The 17,559-nt window shown below is 73.7% G+C and carries 19 protein-coding genes; 7 read left to right on the top strand and 12 right to left on the bottom strand.

The features are described from left to right. Positions 1 to 101 precede the first annotated feature (101 nt). Entirely contained in the window at positions 102 to 1,184 is a 1,083-nt protein-coding gene (locus tag ACZ7OU_RS29645; RefSeq protein WP_470243717.1) for a carboxylate-amine ligase, read from the top strand. 126 nt (positions 1,185 to 1,310) lie between these two features. Here the strand turns inward: ACZ7OU_RS29645 and ACZ7OU_RS29640 are convergent, their stop codons facing one another. Continuing rightward, a complete protein-coding gene (locus tag ACZ7OU_RS29640) occupies positions 1,311 to 2,081 on the bottom strand; it encodes an ATP-binding protein (protein ID WP_470257722.1) in 771 nt (256 codons plus the stop codon). Next, complete coding sequence (locus ACZ7OU_RS29635) at positions 2,078 to 2,248, bottom strand: hypothetical protein (protein ID WP_470257721.1); 171 nt, start codon at positions 2,246 to 2,248, stop codon at positions 2,078 to 2,080. The genes ACZ7OU_RS29640 and ACZ7OU_RS29635 overlap by 4 nt, the downstream gene beginning before the upstream one ends. A gap of 194 nt (positions 2,249 to 2,442) precedes the next feature. Between ACZ7OU_RS29635 and ACZ7OU_RS29630 the strand changes: the two genes are divergently transcribed. From ACZ7OU_RS29630 to ACZ7OU_RS29615, 4 genes are all read left to right on the top strand, one after another. Further along, positions 2,443 to 3,945 carry an FAD-dependent oxidoreductase gene (locus tag ACZ7OU_RS29630; protein ID WP_470257720.1) on the top strand — a complete coding sequence of 501 codons (1,503 nt, stop codon included), beginning with the start codon at positions 2,443 to 2,445 and terminating at the stop codon, positions 3,943 to 3,945. Next, on the top strand, positions 3,942 to 4,766 hold the full coding sequence (locus ACZ7OU_RS29625) for an endonuclease/exonuclease/phosphatase family protein (RefSeq protein ID WP_470257719.1): 825 nt from the start codon (positions 3,942 to 3,944) through the stop codon (positions 4,764 to 4,766). Before ACZ7OU_RS29630 ends, ACZ7OU_RS29625 begins: the two co-directional genes overlap by 4 nt. 40 nt (positions 4,767 to 4,806) lie before the next feature. Beyond that, positions 4,807 to 5,820: a DNA topoisomerase IB gene (locus ACZ7OU_RS29620; protein WP_470257718.1), complete on the top strand. Its 1,014-nt coding sequence runs from the start codon at positions 4,807 to 4,809 to the stop codon at positions 5,818 to 5,820. A gap of 133 nt (positions 5,821 to 5,953) precedes the next feature. After that, the gene (locus tag ACZ7OU_RS29615; protein ID WP_470257717.1) at positions 5,954 to 6,388 is read left to right on the top strand and encodes a hypothetical protein; all 435 of its coding nucleotides are present in this window, start codon (positions 5,954 to 5,956) and stop codon (positions 6,386 to 6,388) included. Here ACZ7OU_RS29615 and ACZ7OU_RS29610 read toward each other — a convergent pair. Then, complete coding sequence (locus ACZ7OU_RS29610; protein ID WP_470243711.1) at positions 6,304 to 6,681, bottom strand: VOC family protein; 378 nt, start codon at positions 6,679 to 6,681, stop codon at positions 6,304 to 6,306. The two genes, ACZ7OU_RS29615 and ACZ7OU_RS29610, sit on opposite strands and share 85 nt — an antisense overlap. 4 nt (positions 6,682 to 6,685) lie before the next feature. Further along, on the bottom strand, positions 6,686 to 7,672 hold the full coding sequence (locus ACZ7OU_RS29605; protein WP_470243710.1) for a YihY/virulence factor BrkB family protein: 987 nt from the start codon (positions 7,670 to 7,672) through the stop codon (positions 6,686 to 6,688). 81 nt (positions 7,673 to 7,753) lie between these two features. Here ACZ7OU_RS29605 and ACZ7OU_RS29600 point away from each other — a divergent pair, with 81 nt between their 5' ends. After that, a complete protein-coding gene (locus ACZ7OU_RS29600; protein WP_470257716.1) occupies positions 7,754 to 8,218 on the top strand; it encodes an SRPBCC family protein in 465 nt (154 codons plus the stop codon). A 225-nt stretch (positions 8,219 to 8,443) separates the two neighbouring features. Here ACZ7OU_RS29600 and ACZ7OU_RS29595 read toward each other — a convergent pair whose 3' ends face one another. The 6 genes from ACZ7OU_RS29595 to ACZ7OU_RS29570 form a co-directional block, all read right to left on the bottom strand. Further along, complete coding sequence (locus ACZ7OU_RS29595) at positions 8,444 to 10,036, bottom strand: phytoene desaturase family protein (RefSeq protein ID WP_470257715.1); 1,593 nt, start codon at positions 10,034 to 10,036, stop codon at positions 8,444 to 8,446. A 17-nt stretch (positions 10,037 to 10,053) separates the two neighbouring features. Continuing rightward, positions 10,054 to 11,127: an NAD-dependent epimerase/dehydratase family protein gene (locus ACZ7OU_RS29590; protein WP_470257714.1), complete on the bottom strand. Its 1,074-nt coding sequence runs from the start codon at positions 11,125 to 11,127 to the stop codon at positions 10,054 to 10,056. A 133-nt stretch (positions 11,128 to 11,260) separates the two neighbouring features. Next, complete coding sequence (locus tag ACZ7OU_RS29585; RefSeq protein WP_470257713.1) at positions 11,261 to 12,445, bottom strand: zinc-dependent alcohol dehydrogenase; 1,185 nt, start codon at positions 12,443 to 12,445, stop codon at positions 11,261 to 11,263. Between the two features lie 67 nt (positions 12,446 to 12,512). Continuing rightward, positions 12,513 to 13,508, bottom strand: coding sequence for an inorganic phosphate transporter (locus ACZ7OU_RS29580; protein ID WP_470243705.1), 996 nt, complete (start codon positions 13,506 to 13,508; stop codon positions 12,513 to 12,515). Then, a complete protein-coding gene (locus tag ACZ7OU_RS29575; protein ID WP_470243704.1) occupies positions 13,509 to 14,123 on the bottom strand; it encodes a DUF47 domain-containing protein in 615 nt (204 codons plus the stop codon). A gap of 247 nt (positions 14,124 to 14,370) precedes the next feature. After that, positions 14,371 to 15,543, bottom strand: a complete 1,173-nt coding sequence (locus tag ACZ7OU_RS29570) for an FUSC family protein (protein WP_470257712.1) — start codon at positions 15,541 to 15,543, stop codon at positions 14,371 to 14,373. A 310-nt stretch (positions 15,544 to 15,853) separates the two neighbouring features. On the opposite strand from ACZ7OU_RS29570, the gene ACZ7OU_RS29565 reads away from it, so the two are divergent. Then, positions 15,854 to 16,267 carry a hypothetical protein gene (locus ACZ7OU_RS29565; RefSeq protein ID WP_470257711.1) on the top strand — a complete coding sequence of 138 codons (414 nt, stop codon included), beginning with the start codon at positions 15,854 to 15,856 and terminating at the stop codon, positions 16,265 to 16,267. Positions 16,268 to 16,378: 111 nt separating this feature from the next. Here the strand turns inward: ACZ7OU_RS29565 and ACZ7OU_RS29560 are convergent, their stop codons facing one another. Then, positions 16,379 to 16,813: a DUF6292 family protein gene (locus tag ACZ7OU_RS29560; RefSeq protein ID WP_470257710.1), complete on the bottom strand. Its 435-nt coding sequence runs from the start codon at positions 16,811 to 16,813 to the stop codon at positions 16,379 to 16,381. A gap of 58 nt (positions 16,814 to 16,871) precedes the next feature. Further along, on the bottom strand, positions 16,872 to 17,528 hold the full coding sequence (locus tag ACZ7OU_RS29555) for a phosphoribosyltransferase (RefSeq protein ID WP_470257709.1): 657 nt from the start codon (positions 17,526 to 17,528) through the stop codon (positions 16,872 to 16,874). Between the last annotated feature and the right edge of the window lie 31 nt (positions 17,529 to 17,559).

Raw genomic sequence — 17,559 nt, 5'->3', positions numbered from 1 at the left:
CTGCCAGTCTTGCACAAGGTCCATTCGCCGCCGGGGAACGCCGTTTGCGCCCCACCGCGCCCGGGTATTCCTCCGGCTCCCCCACCCCCAGGAGAACACCGGTGAATCCAGACGTGCTGACTTTCGGCATCGAAGAGGAGTTCTTCGTCGTCGACCGGCGTGGCCACCTTTCCCAGGCCGGCGACGACGTCGTCGACGCCGCGGAAGCCGCCGCGGACGTCCGGGGCGAGGTGCAGCACGAGCTGAACCGGTCGCAGGCCGAAGCCGCCACCGACGTCTGCAGCACGCACGACGAGGCGTTGCGCCGGCTGACCGGGCTGCGCGAAGACCTGGGCCGGTCGGCCCGGGAGCGCGGCTACCGGCTGCTGCCCGCCGGCGCGCCACCACTGTCCGAAGTGGAGCCGCCACGCATCACGCCGAACCCGCGTTACCAGCGGATGGCCGACCACTTCGGTGCCACCGCGTGGACTTCGCTCACCTGCGGCTGCCACGTCCACGTCGCGATCCCCGACCGGGAAAGCGGTATCCACGTCCTCGACAGCGTCCGGCCGTGGCTGCCGGCGCTGCTGACGATCACCGCGAACTCGGCCATCGTCGACGGTTACGACACCGGCTACGCCAGCTGGCGGTACCACCAGTGGAGCCGTTGGCCCTCCGCCGGGCCGCCGCCGCGGTTCGCGTCGCTCGACGAGTACGAGAGCGTCGTCGACGGCTGGCTGCGCTCGGGGGCGATCCTGGACCGCGGGATGATCTACTGGGACGTCCGGCTGTCGGAGAAGCAGCCCACGCTCGAGTTCCGCATCGCCGACGTCGCCGCCACGCCCGTCGAGGCGGTGCTGCTGGGAGTGCTGGCGCGGGGTCTTGTCGCGACCGCGCTGGCCGAGCGCGTCCCGTCGCCGGAGCTGTCGAACGAGGTGCTGCGCGGGCAGCTCTGGCGAGCGTCGAAGGAAGGGGTGACCGGGCCTTGCCCGCACCCGCGGACCGGCGACCTGGAGCCCGCGAAGGTGGTGCTCGACGACCTGATCGAGCTGATCGCGCCGGCGCTGGAGGCGGCGGGAGACCTGGACTTCGCCCGGGAGGGAACGGCCCGCCTGGTCGCCGAGGGCGGCGGCGCCGACCGCCAGCGGCGCGCCTTCGCGGCGGAGAACCGGGCGGAAGCGGTCGTCGACCTGCTGACCGACTGACCACGTTCCGGGCAACCGGAGCGCGCTCGGCGGCACGTGAGCGGCCGGGGTCGCGTTCGGACAGTCCGAACGCGACTTCTGCCGAAGCGGTGAACTCATTGCTCCCGGAGATGTCGTGGCGGGCTCCTACCCGCCGTCGTGGCCGCCGAGGGGAGCGGTTCGCCTGGTCAGCACCGCCCACACGACCTTGCCGCCGGACCACGACCGGTTGCAGCCCCAGACCTTCGCGACCTGGGCGACCATGCGCAGCCCGAGGCCCGGTTCGAGGGCGCTGAGCCGCTCGCGCAGGACCGCCTGCTTCGGGTCGTCGTCGCTCACCGCCACGCTGAACATGCCGTTGCGCAGTTCCAGCCGCAGCCGCGGGGGTGAGTCCGTGTGCCGGATCGTGTTTTCGACCAGTTCCGTCGTGACCAGGAGCGCGTCGTCGGTGAAGTCCGGGACCTCCCACTCGGCGCACACCCGCCGGACGAAGTCGCGGGCGAGGGCCGACGAGTTCGCCGACCGGGCCAGCAGCTGCGCGGCCCGGCGACGCCGGGGCCGGGACAGCTGGTGCTCGGCCGTCTCGCGGTCGCCGTGCACCGGCACGAACTTGTCGACCGTCCGGTCGGTGAACATCGTCCGGTGCTCGGCATGACCCGTGACGACCGTGAACGAGATGCCCGGCCAGTCGCCGATCCGCATCGCGACCAGCGAGAACACGGTCACCAGCGCCGGGTCGCGGATGGCCAGCCCGTCGATGTCCGCGATGAGCGCGTCCGGCGCTTCCGCGGCCAGCTTGAGCAGCCCGTCGCGGAGGTCGGGGTACGACTCGACGTCGAGGACCCCGGTGACGACGGCGGTCATCGCCCCGGCCCGGTACCGCGGAGCCAGGTGCACGTGACCGGCCACGGCGCTCACGGCACAGGCCCGTCCCGCGCATCCGCCATCGCCGGGCCGGGTGACAGGTGCGGGGTGACCGGGATCGAGGCGGCGAAGTCGGCGAGCGACCGGGCCGGCGCACGGAGCGCATCGACGTCGCCGCCGGACGCGCCGACGACAACGTTGTCCCGCAGGGACGCGGGCACGGTCACCACCTCCTGCCACCACGTTAGCGCCCGGACTTGCCCACGGGTAGCCCGACGGCAACGGGGCGAAACCCGATGGTCACCCGTCGCGAACGGCAGCGCGTCGTGGATCCCCGCCCACGGCAGGCCGGGCCCGGGCCCGAAACGGTCCGTAGGCCTGGTTTCGGCGCACGGGAAGCGGGCACCCCGCGCGCATGGCCGCACTGCCCGAACCGCTCTCCCTCTGGGTCGACACCGCGCCCGCGCCGGACCGGACGGGGGTGCCGGTCCCCGCGGAGGCCGAGGTCGCGGTGCTCGGGGCGGGCATCGCCGGGCTCACCACCGCCCTGCTGCTCGCCCGCGCCGGCCGCTCGGTCGTCGTGCTGGAGGCCGAGCGGGTCGCCGCCGGGGTGTCCGGCCACACCACGGCGAAGGTCAGCGCCCAGCACGGGGCGAAGTATGCGGAACTGACGTCCCGTCACGGCGCGGAAGCGGCCAGGACCTACGCCACGGCGCAGACGGCCGCCCTCGAGTGGATCGCGGCGACGGCGGCCCAGGCCGGGATCGACTGCGGCTTCACCCGCGAAGACAGCTACGTCTACACGACGCGGGAAGGCACCGTCGACTCGCTCAAGCGGGAGGCGGACGCCGCCGCGGCGGCCGGACTGGCCGCGTCCTTCGTCGGCGAGGTCGCGCTCGACGTGCCCGCGCTCGGCGCCGTGCGGACCACCGGGCAGGCGCACTTCCACCCGCGCCGGTGGCTGCTCGCCCTCGCCGCCGAGATCGAGCGCGCGGGCGGCACGGTCGTCGAACACGTCCGCGCGACCGCGCTCAACGGCCAGACGGTCCGCACCTCACGCGGTGACGTCGTGGCGGGCGAAGTCGTCGTCGCGACCCACTACCCGGTGCTCGACCGCGGCCTGTACTTCGCCCGGCTCGAGCCGGTCCGCGACCTCGTCGTCGCGGGCCCGGCGTCCGGGAACGCGTTGCCGGACGGCATGTTCCTCGACGCCGACACGCACCACTCCGTGCGCGGGTACACCGAGAAGGGCACGCCGATGGTGATCGCCGGCGGCGAGCACTACCGGGTCGGGGCGCACGTGCACGTCGAGCGCCGGTACCGGCGGCTCGCCGACTGGGCGGACGCGCACGCGGGCCTGCACCGCGTGACCCACCGCTGGTCGGCCCACGACATGTCCACTCCGGACGGCCTGCCCTACATCGGCCGGTACCTGCCGGGGACGAAGAACCTCTGGGTGGCCACCGGCTTCGGCCAGTGGGGCATGACCGGCGGCACCGCGGCCGGGCACGTCCTCGCGGCGCGGATCCTCGGCGAGCCGCACCCGGCGGCGGACCTCTTCGACCCCAACCGGTTCGACGCCCGTTCGGTGCTCGGCGTGGCCGAGGACAACCTCACCGTCGCGCGGTACCTGATCGGCGACCACGTCGCCGCGCTGTGGCGGTCGGACAAGCTCGACGACCTCCGGCCCGGCGACGCGGAGGTCGTCCGCGTCGGCGGCGAGCTCGTCGCCGCCCACCGCGACGAAGCCGGGCGGCTGCACACGGTCGGTGCGCACTGCACGCACCTCGGCTGCCTGGTCTCGTTCAACGACGCGGAGCGGACGTGGGACTGCCCCTGCCACGGGTCGCGGTTCGGCGTCGACGGCGAGGTCGTGCAGGGCCCGGCGGTCCGCCCGCTGCGTCGCGGGCCCGCATGAGCGGCCTGCGCGTCCTCACGATGAACGTGCTCGCGCCCGAGTACGCCGGCTGGCCGGAACGTCGCCGTCTGCTCGCCGGGCGCCTGCGGGCCCTGGAGCCGGACGTCGTGGCGCTGCAGGAGATCGCCCCGGACGGGGTGGCGGAGCTGCTCGGCGACGGCTGGCACGTCGTGGCCCACACCGGCGTCTCCGACGGCGTGGGAGCGGCGCTCGCGAGCCGGTGGCCGATCGGCGAGACCCACGAGATCGACCAGCGGCCCGCCGGACGGGCGATCCGGCCGGCCTGGTGCGCCACGGTCGTGGCGCAGGTGCTCGCGCCGCCGCCGTGGGGTCCGTTGTGGATGGTCCACCACAAGCCGAGCTGGCCCTACAGCTACGAAGCCGAGCGCGAGGTGCAGGCGCTGCGGGCGGCCCGGTTCGTCGAGGAACTGCTCCCCCGCACCGAAGAGCACGTGGTGCTCCTCGGCGACCTGGACGCGACGCCGGACTCGGCGAGCATCCGGTTCCTGACCGGCAAGCAGGCGCTGAACGGTACGAGCGTCTGCTACACCGACGCCTGGGCGAGCCGGTACCCCGAGGAGCCCGGGCACACGTTCACCCCGGCGAACGCGCTGGTCAGCGCCGGTGACATGCCCCTGGAGACGGGCCGCCGGATCGACTACGTGCTGGTCCGCGGCGGCCCGTGGGGACCGCCCCTCGCCGTCTCCGCGTGCCGCCGGGTGCTGGTCGACGCGATCGACGGCGTCCAAGCCAGTGATCACTACGGTGTGTTCGCCGAGCTGACCGTCCCACCGCACCCGCCGGGTGCCTGGCCGGGGTGACGACCGGGTTTCCCGGCGCGCGGCGCGGGTATTCGCGCCGATGGGACGCACCCGACTCCGCCGCAGCGACCTGCGTGGCCCCGGCATCCGGCGGGTCCGCCGCGGCCGCGGGTTCTCCTACATCGCTTCCGACGGCGAGCCCGTCGCCGACGCGGAGCTGCTCGACCGGATCAAGGACCTGGTCATCCCGCCCGCCTGGCGCGACGTGTGGATCTGCCCGCACCCCAACGGGCACGTCCAGGCCGTCGGGACCGACGACGCGGGGCGGCGCCAGTACCTCTACCACGGGCAATGGCGCCGGGACCGTGACGAGGAGAAGCACGACCGCGTGCTGGCGATGGCCCGCCGGCTCCCGGAGTGGCGGGCGGCGGTCGAGGCCGACCTGGCCGGGCGCGGGCTCACCCGGACGCGGGTCCTCGCGGCGGCGCTGCGGATGCTCGACCGCGGGATCTTCCGCACCGGCGGCGAGGAGTACGCGGAGGAGAACGGCACCCACGGCGTCGCGACGCTGCTGCGGTCCCACGCGTCGGTTCGCGGCGACGAGTGCCGGTTCCGCTACGTCGCCAAAGGCGGTCTCGACCGCGAGGTGGCGATCCGGGACGCCGCGCTGGCTTCGGTGGTGAAGTCCCTGCTGCGCAGCCGGTCCGGCAGCGACCGGCTGCTCGTCCACCGCGTGGGCCGGACCTGGCACGAGGTGCACGCGGCCGACGTCAACGAGCGGTTCAAGGAGCTGGCCGGCGACGACTGTACGGCGAAGGACCTGCGCACGTGGAACGCGACGGTGCTGGCGGCGGCCGCGTTCGCCGCGGCGGACCCGCCCTCGTCGGAGACCGCCCGCAAGCGCGCGGAGGCGGGCGTGATGAAGGAGGTTGCGCATGCGCTCGGCAACACCCCGGCGGTGTGCCGAGCGTCCTATGTGGACCCGAGGCTGGTCGAGGCGTACCGCGGCGAACGCACGATCGCGGCGGCGCTGAAGCGGGCGGCCCGCGTCGACGGGGACGACGCGCGGGCGGTGCTGGAGAAGGCGTGCGCGCGATTGCTCAGCCGCGCGTGATTGAACGTCACCCGGTCGGGGAAACCGCCCGGTGATCCGGAGCTGACGAGTGACAGGAGACACGGTGAGTGAGCGCCGATCCACCCGTCCGTGTACTGGCCCGCCGACCCGCCAGTCCGGGAACCTGGGACCAATGAACCCCGATGCTTCCCCCGTGCGCTGGCGCGCGTCGATCGGCCTCGCGGTCGGCGGCGGCGGGCCGGTGTCGAGCATCGTCGAGTCCGACCACGGGAGCGAGGGCTCGGCCCGGGAGTGGATCGAACGGAAGCTGCCGGGGACGAGGTTTCCGGCGTGGATCCCGGCGGCCCGGCGCGCCGACGGGGTCGAACTGTTCGGCCGGGTCGCCCGCGGGCGCGTCGTCACGGGGCGGCTGCTGCCGACGTGGGAGTCCGAAGAAACTCAGGTGTGGCACGCGGACCGGGCCGGAGACCACGTGTCGTGGCGCCGCTGCGCGGCCGAGCCCCCGGTCGGTGCCGACGGCCGTCAGGCTCCCACATCCGTGCGCAGCAAGCAGAACTCGTTGCCCTCGGGATCCTGCAGCACTTCCCAGGACTCGCTGCCGTCCTGACCGACGTCGGCCGGCCGCGCACCCAGCGCCAGCAGCCGCGCCAGCTCCGTCTCCTGGTCGCCGCCCGCCGGGCTCACGTCCAGGTGCAGCGGCAGCTTCCCGCGGCGGGGGTTCTCCGTCCGGGCGAGCACCAGCGTCGGCGGCCCTTGGCCGAAGCGGCCGCCGGGCGGGCCCAGCTCGAGACCGTCGGGCTCGTGGCCGATGACCTCGTAGCCGAGCACCGCGCACCAGAACTCGGCGAGCCGGTCCGGGTCCCGGCAGTCCAGGACGAGTTCGGTGATCCGGCAGGCCATCCGCTCAGCTCCGTTCGGTTTCCTTCGCCACGGCCGCGGCTTCGTCGTCGTCCATCGCCTTCGTGTCGCGCGGCGGCAGGAAGGGCTCCTCCTGGTCTTCCTCGCGCCCCGCCTCGATCGTGCGGCCGCGGGCGACCTCAGCGTCCAGCTCCGCCCCCAGCAGCACCGCGAGGTTCGAGATCCACAACCATACAAGGAACACGATCACCCCGGCCAGCGAACCGTAGGTCTTGTTGTAGGAACCGAAGTTCGCGATGTACAACGCGAATCCCGCGGACGCCAGCACCCACAGCACCACGGCCACCAGCCCGCCCGGCGTCAACCACTTGAACCCCGGCTGCCGCACGTTCGGCCCCACCCAGTACAGCAAGGCGAACGCCAGGCTGACGAGCAGCGCGATCACCGGCCACTTCGCGATCTCCCACACCAGCACGCCGGTCGAGCCGAGCCCGATCAGGTCGCCGATCCGGCGGGCGACCGAGCCGGTCGCGACCACGCCCAGCGCGCACGCCGCCAGCAGCACGACGATGCCGACGGTCAGCCCGATCCGCAGCGGGATCGTCTTCCAGATCGGGCGTCCTTCGGGCATGCCGTAGATCGAGTTCGAGGCGCGCATGAACGCGCCGACGTAACCGGACGCCGACCACAGCGCGCCCAGCAGGCCGATGATCGCCAGCGGCCCGGCCAGGCCGCGTGAGCCGGCCAGCTCCCTGATCGCACCGACGAGGATGTCCTTTCCCTGTCCCGGGACGACCTGGTTGATGTTGTCGATCACGGTCTGGATCGCGCTCGGGCCCAGGAGTCCGAGGATCGCCGTGAGCACGATGATGCCCGGGAACAGCGACAGCACGGCGTAGTAGGTGAGCGCCGCCGCCCAGTCGGTCAGGTTGTCCCGGTTGAACTGCTTGAACGTGCGCTTGAGCACCCCGCCCCACGTCGACTTGGACAGCTCACCCGGCCCGTCGGGTGTTTTTCGTCGTCCGGCCACCATCGCCACCTCCGCTTTCCGCGGCGGGCATACCCCGTCCACGACGGGGTACTCCTGATTCGTCCCGACCAGCAGGAGGAAACCGTGACCGAGGTCAGTCGTGTGATCGACGTGCCACCCGAGGCCGTGTTCGAGGTGCTCGCCGACGGCTGGCTCTACGCCGGCTGGGTGGTCGGGAGCTCCCACATCCGCGACGTCGACCTCGACTGGCCGGACGTGGGCGCGCGGATCCACCACAGCGTGGGGCCGTGGCCGGTGCACATCCAGGACGAGACGGTGGTCCGGGCGGTCGAGCCGGGGCTTTCGCTGTCCCTGGAAGCCCGAGGCTGGCCCCTCGGCGCGGCGGCGGTCGGGCTCACGCTTGTGCCGCACGGCGAAGGAACCCTGGTCCGCATGACCGAGCACATCGTCCGCGGCCCGGGGAAGGTGCTGCCGGCGGCGGTGCAGTCGCTGCTGGTGAAGCCACGCAACGCGGAGTCCCTGGCCCGCCTCGCGGACCTGGCGACGGGCAAGCACGCCCGAGCCAAGAGCGGCCACCCGCGGCCTTAGTGCCGAACCGCTGCCCTCGGCAAGCGTCGCAGGCCGGCGCGGCGGCTGATCACGATGGTCGGCCGCCCCGCGCCGAAGTCAGCTAGATCGCGCGGCCCGGATCACCACCGCACACCCGCCCCGCCCAGGCCGCCGCCCGCGCCGCACTCAGCCGTAAATCGCGCGGTGCGCCGCCCGGATCACTACCGCACACCCGCCCCGCCCAGGCCGCCGCCCGCGCCGAAGTCAGCCGTAGATCGCGCGGTGCGCCGCGCGGATCACCGCCGCGTACCCGCCCCCCAACCGCCCCGCCCGGGCCAGCGCCGCCCGGGCCGCGTTCGCTCCCGGGCCACCATGCACCGCCCCGCCCGGGTGGGCCGAAGCGCCCGCCAGGAACAGGCGGTCGACCGGGGTGTCCGCGCGGCCCGTTCCCGGTACCGGGCGGAAGAACAGCTGCTGGTGGATCGCCGTCGTCCCCGCGTTGATCGCGCCGCCCACCAGTCCCGGGTTGCGGTCCGCCAGCTCCGCCGGCCCCTGGACGTAGCGGGCCTTGATCAGACCCGTGAACCCCGGCGCGTTCGCCTCGACCGTCTCCTCGATGCGCTTCGCCCGCCGCTCCAGGGCCGCGCGGCTCTCCATCGTGCCGCGCGGCACGTGCGTGTACGCCCACGCCGCCTCCGTGCCCGCCGGTGAGCGCGTCGGGTCGGTCGTCGTCATCTGGCCGAGCAGCAGGAACGGGCGGCGCGGGGTCCGGCCGCGCGCGAGCTCGCCGCCGAACGCCGACAGCCCGTCCAGGTCCGTGCCGAGGTGGACCGTCCCCGCGCCCCGTGCACCCTCGGCCGTCCACGGGATCGGGCCGGACAGCGCCCAGTCCACCTTCACCGTCGCGCTGTCCCATTCGAACTTGCCCAGGTCCTCGACCAGCCGCGCGGGCAGCCACTGCTCCCCCACCAGCTCGCGGTACAGCACCGGCGCGGGGACGTCGGCCAGCACGGCCTTGCGGGCCCGCACCGGAGCGCCCGAACCGTCCCGCACGCCCAAAGCCCGGCCGTCGCCGATGAGGATCTCCCGCACCGGACGTCCACAGTGGACCTTCCCGCCGCGGGACTCCAGCCGACGCACCAACGCCGAGATCAGCTCGCCGGCGCCGCCTTCGGGCACCGGGAACCCTTCGTCCTGCCCGATCATCGCCAGCAGCCAGCCGAAGACCGCGCTGCCCGCGTTGTCGACGGAAAGGTCGCTGTGCGCGGAGTTCCCGGCCACCAGGAGCCGGGCACCTTCGCCGTCGAACAGCTCGTCGCCGAACCGGCGGGCCGGCAGCGTCAACATACGTGCCAAGCGCAACGCGTCGGCCGAGCCGGTGCGGCGCAGCAGCTTCAGCGCCGGGCGGACCGGCGGGAACGGCGTGAACAACGCGTTCAGCAAGGGCTCGCGGATGTCCCGCCACTGCTCGAACAGCCGGCGCCACGCGTCGCCGTCGCCGGGCGCGAACTCCTCGACCGACGCCGCCGTGCGGTCGACGTCGCGCGAGAGCACCACGCTCCGGTCGTCGGGCAGGACGTGCGCCAGGACGTCGGGCGCGTGCCGCCAGCGCAGGCCGTGTTCCCCCAGCCGCAGGCTCTTGATCGCCGGTGACACCGCCGTCATCGGGTAGAACGCGCTGAACAGGTCGTTGCGGAAGCCGGGTTCGGTGACCTCGGCGGTGCGCACCGCGCCGCCCGGGTGCTCCGTGGCCTCCAGCACGAGCACCGACCAGCCCGCGTCCGCCAGGACGTTCGCCGCCACCAGGCCGTTGTGCCCGGCACCGATCACGACGGCGTCGACGGCTTCGGTACTCACTGGCGGCCTCCCGGCGATCAGGACTGTGACTGGTGGCTCGGCCCCACCCGCGTGAGGGAGCGGAGCCGGGCCAGTGCCCCGTCGCGGCGCGGCGGGGCCAGGGGCGCACTCGCCGCCCCCGCGCCCGACCGGAGCCCGGCGACCAGCTCGGCGAGCGCGGACGCGGCGTCGTACCGAGGTTGCCAGCCCAGCTCGATCTTGGCCAGCGCCGGATCACCGAGCGCGGCCCGGTCGGCGAGGTCGAGCCAGCCCGGGTGCAGCGGCAGCGCGCCGGTCCACCACGCGGCCCGGGCCGCGACCTGCACCAACGGCTTCGGGACCGGCACGCGGACGCCACCGAGGACCGCGGCCAGCGCGTCGGCGTCGAGCACCTCGGGCGCGGCGAGGTTGACCGGGCCGGTGAAACGGGCGTCGAGGATCAGCCGGATCGCCTCGGCGACGTCGGAGGTGTGCACGATCTGCGCGCGCAGGTCCGTCCACAGCGGAACCGGCAGCGCGCGGCCGCCGACGAGACCGGCGGGCACCACCGGGTCGAGCAGCCAGCGCGCGAACTCCCCGGCCGCGCGCCGGTGCAGGACCGCGCACGGCCGCAGCCGCGCCACCCCCACCTCGGGGTGGCGCTCTCCGAACCGGTCGAGCAGGGTCTCCAGCGCGGCCTTGCCCCGGCTGTAGGCGCTGGGGGCGATCCCGGTGCACGGATGCGTTTCGGGCACCTTTTCCCAGCGCGGCGCCGGTCCGTAGGCGGCGACCGACGACGCGACGACCAGGTGCGGCACCCGAGCCGCCGCGACCGCCGACAGGACGTGCCGGGTCCCGTGGTCGTTGGTCCGCCACATCGGCGGATCGCCGCGCACCGGCGAGATGGCCCAGGCGAGGTGGACGACGGCGTCGGCGCCCTCGAACAGGCTGGTCAGCTCGCGGTCCGCACCGGGCTCGCCGATGTCGACGGCGCGCCAGCCCGCGACGCGGTACGGCTCGGCCGTCGTGTCGGGCAGCCGCCGGGCCAGCCCGACCACGTCGTGGCCGGGTTCGAGGGCGTCCAACAGGGCCGTTCCGACGTTGCCGGTGGCTCCGGTGATCACGATGCGCACACCCGACGCGTACCCCGTGTCGCGGCGACGAAACTCAGACCAGGTCGCGCGGGATCCGCCGGCGTAGCCGTCGAGCCGGGCGTCGATGACGAATCCGGTGTCCGCGACCGGCGAGCAGAAGCCGTCGGCGTGACTACGGCTGGAGCAGGATCTTCTGGGCGCCGTCGAGCTTCTTCTGGAAGATCTCGTACGCGCGGGGCGCGTCTTGCAGGGGCAGCTTGTGCGTGGCGAAGCCCTCGACGCCCAGCGGGTCGCCGTCGGCGGTGAGCACCGGCATGATGTCGTCGAGCCAGTGCCGGACGTTGGCCTGGCCCATCCGCAGCTGGACCTGCTTGTCGAACAGTTCCATCATCGGCATCGGGTCGACCATGCCGCCGTAGACGCCGGACAGCGAGATCGTGCCGCCGCGACGGACGCTGTCGATGGCCGCGTACAGCACGCTCAGGCGGTCGATGCCGGCCTTCTCGGTGATCTTGGCGCCGAGCTGCTGCGGCAGCAGGTTGACGAAGTTGTGCGCGAGCTTGCCGATCGGGGCGCCGTGGGCCTCCATGCCGACGGCGTCGATGACCGAGTCCGCGCCGCGGCCGTTCGTGAGCTGGCGGATGCCGTCGCCGATGTCCTTGTGGTCACGGGTGTCGATGGCGATGGCGCCGTGCTCGCGGGCCCGGGCGAGCCGCTCGGGCACGAGGTCGACGCCGATCACCTGCGCGGCGCCGCGGTGCCGCGCGATGCGGCAGGCCATCTGCCCGATCGGCCCGAGCCCGAAGACGACAACCGTGCCGTCCGCCGGGACGTTCGCGTACTCGACAGCCTGCCACGCGGTGGGCACGACGTCGGAGAGGTACACGAACCGCTCGTCCGGCGGGCCGTCCGAGACCTTGATCGGGCCGTACTGCGCCTGCGGGACGCGCAGGTATTCGGCCTGGCCGCCGGGAACCTGGCCGTAGAGCTTGGTGTAGCCCAGCAGCGCGGCGCCCTTGCCCTGCTCCTTGACCTGGGTCGTCTCGCACTGGGACTGCAGGCCGCGCTCGCACATCCAGCAGTGGCCGCAGGAAATGTTGAAGGGGATCACGACGCGGTCACCGGGCTTGATCCCGGTGACGGCGTCCCCGACCTCTTCGACGATCCCCATCGGCTCGTGGCCGAGGATGTCGCCTTCGGTCATGAACGCGCCGAGGACTTCGTACAGGTGCAGGTCGGAGCCGCAGATCCCGGTCGAGGTGACGCGGATGACGGCGTCGGTGGACTCCTCGATCTTGGGGTCCGGTACGTCCTCGACGCGGACGTCGCGCTTACCGTGCCAGGTCACTGCCTTCATGGCTCTCCCTCTGTCCGCGTGCGGGTCTCGAACCCGGTTTCCCGCACGCGGGTCAGGCAAACGCCCCTCAGGTCAGCGCGTCGGCCACCAGGTACACCGCCGCCGCCACGGCCGCCGCGGCCGGGAACGTCAGGACCCAGCCCAGGACGATGTCGCGGGCGATCCCCCACCGCACCGCCGACAGCCGACGCGTCGCGCCGACGCCCATGATCGCCGCCGTGATCACGTGCGTCGTCGAAATCGGGGCCTTCACCGCGAACGCCGTCACGTACAGCACCGACGACGCCACCGACTCCGCGACGAACCCGTGCGGCGGGTCCAGGGGGAACACCCGGCGTCCCAGGGTCCGCATGATCCGGAGCCCGCCCGAGTAGGTGCCCAGCGACAGGGCCCCGGCGCACAGCAGCGTGGCCCACAGCGGCACGTCGAACGTCTTCTGCTCACCCGCCGCCACCAGCGCCAGGACGATCACGCCCATGCCCTTCTGCGCGTCCTGGAGACCGTGGCCGAGGGCGAGGGCCGACGCCGAGAGGATCTGGAACCGGCGGAACACCCGGCCGCTGCGGTGCGGGTTGGCGCGGCGCAGCAGCCACAGCGCCGCGACCATCGCGAAGTAGCCGAGCCCCAGCCCGAGCAGCGGCGACGCCACCATCGGGATCAGCACCTTCTCGCCGATCCCGGCCCAGTGCACGGTGCTCGCGGCGGCCAGCGCGGCGCCGACCATCCCGCCGATCAGCGAGTGCGAGGACGACGACGGGAGCCCGAAGTACCAGGTCGTCAAGTTCCAGGTGATCGCCCCGGCGAGCGCGGCGAAGACGACGGTGAGCGCGTCCGGGCCGGCCGGGACGTCGATGATGCCCTTGGCCACCGTCGCGGCGATACCGGTGGACAGCAGCGCGCCCGCCAGGTTCATCACCGCCGCCAGCAGCAGCGCCGCGCGCAGGGTCAGCGCCCGCGTCGACACCGCGCTCGCGATCGCGTTCGCCGCGTCGTGGAAACCGTTGGTGTAGTCGAAGAAGAGCGTCAGGACGATGACGACGACCAGGGCGGCGGTGCCCGTCACTCACGACTCCTTGACGGCAATGGTCTGCACCACGTCGGCGACGTGCTCGAACGCGTCGGCCGCCAGCTCGAACTGCTCGACGACCTCCTTGGTCTTCAGCACCTCGAGGGCGTCGCCACCGGGCTCGAACAGGTGCGCCAGGATCCGCCGGTAGATCCGGTCGGCCTCGTTCTCCAGCTCGTTGATCTCGATCCAGTACGGCTCGAGGTCGCCCACCTTGGCCAGGCCGGGCATCGACGCCGCGGTCAGCTCGGCGCACCGCGACAGCACCCGCACCAGCAGGTCGGTACCCGGCGGGAACGCCTCGATGCGGTACAGCACGGCCAGGTCCGCGGCGGTGTCCATGAAGTCGAGCGCGTCGTCGATCTTCCCGGCCAGCGCCTGGATGTCCTCGCGGTCGAACGGCGTCACGAACGAGCTGTTCAGCTCCACCATGATCGTGTGCATCAGCTCGTCGCCCTGGTGCTCGACCTCGTGCAGGCGCTTGGCGAGGGGCTCGCGATCGGCCGGTTGGGCGGCGACGAGGTCGTGCAGCACCGCGGTGGCGGTCACCAGGTTTCTCGCGGCGTCGGTGAGCAGGTCGAAGAACCGGGTACCCCGCGGGGTGAAGCGCATGAAAAGCCGTCCCTTCGTCGACGCGACCGCCACGAACCGGGTACCCCCCGATCCGGCGCCCGAGCGTACTGCCCGGCCCCGCACCCGGCGCGCGGAGGCACGATGACCAGGCGCGCCGGGCTTGCGGGGACCGGAGCCGGGTGGCCGCGTACCGCTGCTCGACCCCTTCGCCGAACGCGACGCCGGTCTGCACGGCCTGCCGCCGGCACCGCGCCGGGGCGGAAGCCGTCGCCGTCCGCTGAGCCGGTCAGCGGTCCTCCAGCTTCTCCACCAGCAGCCGCGCGGGGAGCGTCATCGTGCCCAGGCCGAGGCGGGCCGGGACCCCGTCGCCCTCCGCCGTCACCAGCCGCAGCTCCAGCTTCTCCAGCAGCGCGCGGCACTCCTCCAGGTCGACCGGCTCGCCGGCCACCGCCACCGCCTGGACCGCGCCGGCCAGCAGGTGCACCAGGTCCGCGAGCGCATCCCGAGCGTCCCGCCAGGGGTATTCGAACGGGTGCTGTTCACGCCGGACCGCCGTGGTGCGGACCGCGGCGATCAGCTGCGCCACCGAAGGCCACAACGCGATCAGTGTCCGCAGTGGACGCTCGTGGCGCGCACCGGCCTTCGGGCGGCCGCGGCGCAGGTTGAGCCGCCGCCCTTCCCGCGTGAGGCCGGCCGCCTCCTCGGCCGCCAGCACCTGGCTCCGCGCGTCCTGGGCCTGCGACAGAAGTTCTTCGAGGTTCCCCGGCTCGTCCCGGCGGACCAGGTCGGACAGCGACTCGAGCAGGTCCGCGAGTGCCGTCCCGAGCCGGTCGGCCGCGGTGGCCAGGCGTTCGCCGTAGAGCGGCGGGAAGATCAGGGTGTTCACCGCGACGCCGATCGCCGCGCCCAGCGCCGTCTCCAGGAGCCGGTCGCCCATCAGCACCGAGTCCCGCGCCGTGCCGTAGGAGACGAGCAGCATGCCGGTGACGCCGACCCAGACCCCCGACGTGCCGAAGCGCCGCCAGTTCCCCGCGAGCAGCCCCACGAAGACGACGACGGCCAGCGCGACCGCCTGCGACGGGATCAGCCGACCGGCCACGGCCGCGAGGAGCACGCCGGTCGCCACCGACCCGACCTGCTGGAGCCACCCGCGCAGCGACCGGTACACCGTCGCCTCGACCAGGAAGATGGCCGCGTAGGGCGCGAGAAACGGCTGCGGCAGCTCGAGCACCAGCGTCGCCAGCAGCCACGCCCCGGTCGCGGCCAGCGTGGCCTTGGCCGCCTGGACGACGATCCGGCGTTCCCGGCCCGGCACCCGCAGCGCGCGGGCGATCCACGTCACGGGAGTCCGGTCGTGCTGCTCGGTTTCCGCCGGGGCGAACGCGGCGGCGAGGCCGCGCTTCACGTCGTCGCCCGCCTTCAGCCGGAGCGCGCGGACGCGGGCACGCCGTCCGGTCATCCCCACCTCGCTTCGTGTCCCTGTCCGGTTACCCGCGCGCCCCGCGGTCGACACGCCGGGTTCTCCCGTCCACTTCGGATCCCGTGTTTAGTCCGTCGAGGACGTGGTAGCCGCCGAAGAGAGTTTCCCCGAGACCAGGGGCTCGCGTTCCGGCTGCAGGGACCGGCGCGGGTCCCGGCCGCGGGCCGGACGACGGATCTCCCAGCCCCGCCGTCCGGCCCCTCCCCCTTGCCCGAGGAGGTCCCATGACGTCCGCCGAGACCCGCTCTCGGACCGGTGCGGCCTGGCTGCGCCCGGTCGGCGGCGGCGCATGACGAACGGCGAGACGGCGGTCGTCGTCCAGCACCGCCTGCACGCCGGGTTCGCGGTCCGGTTCCCGTGGCTGCGCCGCGCGCTGGGTCCCCGTAGCGGGCTGGAGCTCGACGCCGGCGGCTTGCGCGTCCGGCTCGGGCCGTGGCTCGTTTCGACCCCGCTGAGCAACGTCGCGGGCGCCGAGGCCGGCGGTCCGTACAGCCCGCTTCGCGGTCTCGGCGTGCGGCTGTCGCTCGCCGACCGCGGCCTGACCTTCGGCACGACGACCGCCGGCGGCGTGTGCGTGCGGTTTCACGAACCCGTGCCGGGCATCGACCCGTGGGGCCTGATCCGCCACCCGGGCCTGACGGTCACGGTCGCCGAACCGGACCTGGTCGCCGCGGCGATCAACCGGGTGGTGACGGGGGCGTGAGCACGGTGAAGAACCGGCTGCACCTCGACCTCGCCCCGGGGTCCCGCGACGAGCGCGCGTAGGTGGAGCGGCTGGTACTGCTGGGCGCGAAGGTTCTCCGGCCCCGCTGACTCAGGCTTGGCCCTCGGGCAGGCAGACGTCGTCGCTCGCGTACGTCGCGAGGCGTTCGTCGAAGCCGTCCTGGGCCCCGGGTCTCCGGAAGTCCGGTGGGTCCGGCTGGCCCGGGTAGCTGTCGCCGTAGAGACCTCGCACGAACGCCACCACCGTCTTCGGGGACGGCAACACGTCTTCGCCGAGGTACGCGAGCACCACCACGTCCTCGCCCGTCGCCGACTCCACCGCCGCCGCCCAGCCGTCGCGCTCGTCCCACAGCAGCGCCGTCTCGTGCTCCGGGAACCGCGCCAGCCGCTGCTCCAGCGCGAGGTACGCCGTGGCGGGCGCGTCCACCTCGCAGAACCAGGCGGGCGCGTCCAGCTCGGCCGCGACGGCCAGCAGGTACTGCCTCAGCCCGCGCGCCGCCGCGCCGAGCCCGTCCCGTTCGATCATCGCGCGCCTGCCCATCCGGTCGGAACCCCCGCCGGGTGGTACCCCGCCGCCCAGCCCGTCAACCCCGCTGTTCCCCCAGGTGGAGCAGCAGGTCAAGGACATCTTCGTCACTCGTCTGACGGAAATCCGCGTACCACTGGCCGACCGCGCGAAAGTCCGGCGGTTCGGTCACGCAGACGACGTCGTCGGCTTCGTGCCGCAACCCCGCGACCGCGTCCGGCGCACCGACCGGCGCCGCGAACACGACGGTCCGCGGGTGCCCGGCCCGCACGTCGCGCAGGGCCGCCGTCGCGGTGACGCCGGTCGCGAGCCCGTCGTCGACGAGGATGACGTCACGACCGGTGACGCCGATGGCGGGCCGGCCGTCCCGGTAGCGCCCGAGCCGGCGGCGTGCCTCCGCGCGTTCCCGGCGCTCCGCCCGGGCCATCCGGGCGGCGGTGAGCTCGAGCCCGCGCAGGATCGTCTCGTCGTAGATCGCGGGGCCGTCCGGGGTCACCGCGCCGACGCCGAACTCGCGCCGGCCGGGCGCGCCGATCTTGCGCGCCACCGCGACGTCCAGTTCGGCGCCGAGCCGCCGCGCGACGACGGCGGCCACCGGCACGCCGCCGCGGGCGAGGCCGAGCACGAGCGGACCGGTCCAGGTGCGGCGCGCCAGCTCGTCGGCCAGCCGGCGGCCGCCGTGCTCGCGATCGGCGAAGACCCGCTGACCGGCCATCCCCGCTCCCTCCGCGTCGGTCGCCAGGGTA

Source organism: Amycolatopsis sp. NPDC114505, assembly GCF_055633615.1.
This window is presented reverse-complemented; position numbering and strand designations above follow the sequence as displayed.

Excerpts from the sequence above, each read along its gene's own strand:
- ACZ7OU_RS29555 (WP_470257709.1), bottom strand. The coding sequence starts at position 17,528 with ATGGCCGGTCAGCGGGTCTTCGCCGATCGCGAGCACGGCGGCCGCCGG.
- ACZ7OU_RS29575 (WP_470243704.1), bottom strand. The coding sequence starts at position 14,123 with ATGCGCTTCACCCCGCGGGGTACCCGGTTCTTCGACCTGCTCACCGAC.
- ACZ7OU_RS29570 (WP_470257712.1), bottom strand. The coding sequence starts at position 15,543 with ATGACCGGACGGCGTGCCCGCGTCCGCGCGCTCCGGCTGAAGGCGGGC.
- ACZ7OU_RS29585 (WP_470257713.1), bottom strand. The coding sequence starts at position 12,445 with ATGAAGGCAGTGACCTGGCACGGTAAGCGCGACGTCCGCGTCGAGGAC.
- ACZ7OU_RS29605 (WP_470243710.1), bottom strand. The coding sequence starts at position 7,672 with ATGGTGGCCGGACGACGAAAAACACCCGACGGGCCGGGTGAGCTGTCC.
- ACZ7OU_RS29630 (WP_470257720.1), top strand. The coding sequence starts at position 2,443 with ATGGCCGCACTGCCCGAACCGCTCTCCCTCTGGGTCGACACCGCGCCC.
- ACZ7OU_RS29565 (WP_470257711.1), top strand. The coding sequence starts at position 15,854 with ATGACGAACGGCGAGACGGCGGTCGTCGTCCAGCACCGCCTGCACGCC.
- ACZ7OU_RS29615 (WP_470257717.1), top strand. The coding sequence starts at position 5,954 with ATGAACCCCGATGCTTCCCCCGTGCGCTGGCGCGCGTCGATCGGCCTC.
- ACZ7OU_RS29625 (WP_470257719.1), top strand. The coding sequence starts at position 3,942 with ATGAGCGGCCTGCGCGTCCTCACGATGAACGTGCTCGCGCCCGAGTAC.
- ACZ7OU_RS29620 (WP_470257718.1), top strand. The coding sequence starts at position 4,807 with ATGGGACGCACCCGACTCCGCCGCAGCGACCTGCGTGGCCCCGGCATC.
- ACZ7OU_RS29560 (WP_470257710.1), bottom strand. The coding sequence starts at position 16,813 with ATGATCGAACGGGACGGGCTCGGCGCGGCGGCGCGCGGGCTGAGGCAG.
- ACZ7OU_RS29610 (WP_470243711.1), bottom strand. The coding sequence starts at position 6,681 with ATGGCCTGCCGGATCACCGAACTCGTCCTGGACTGCCGGGACCCGGAC.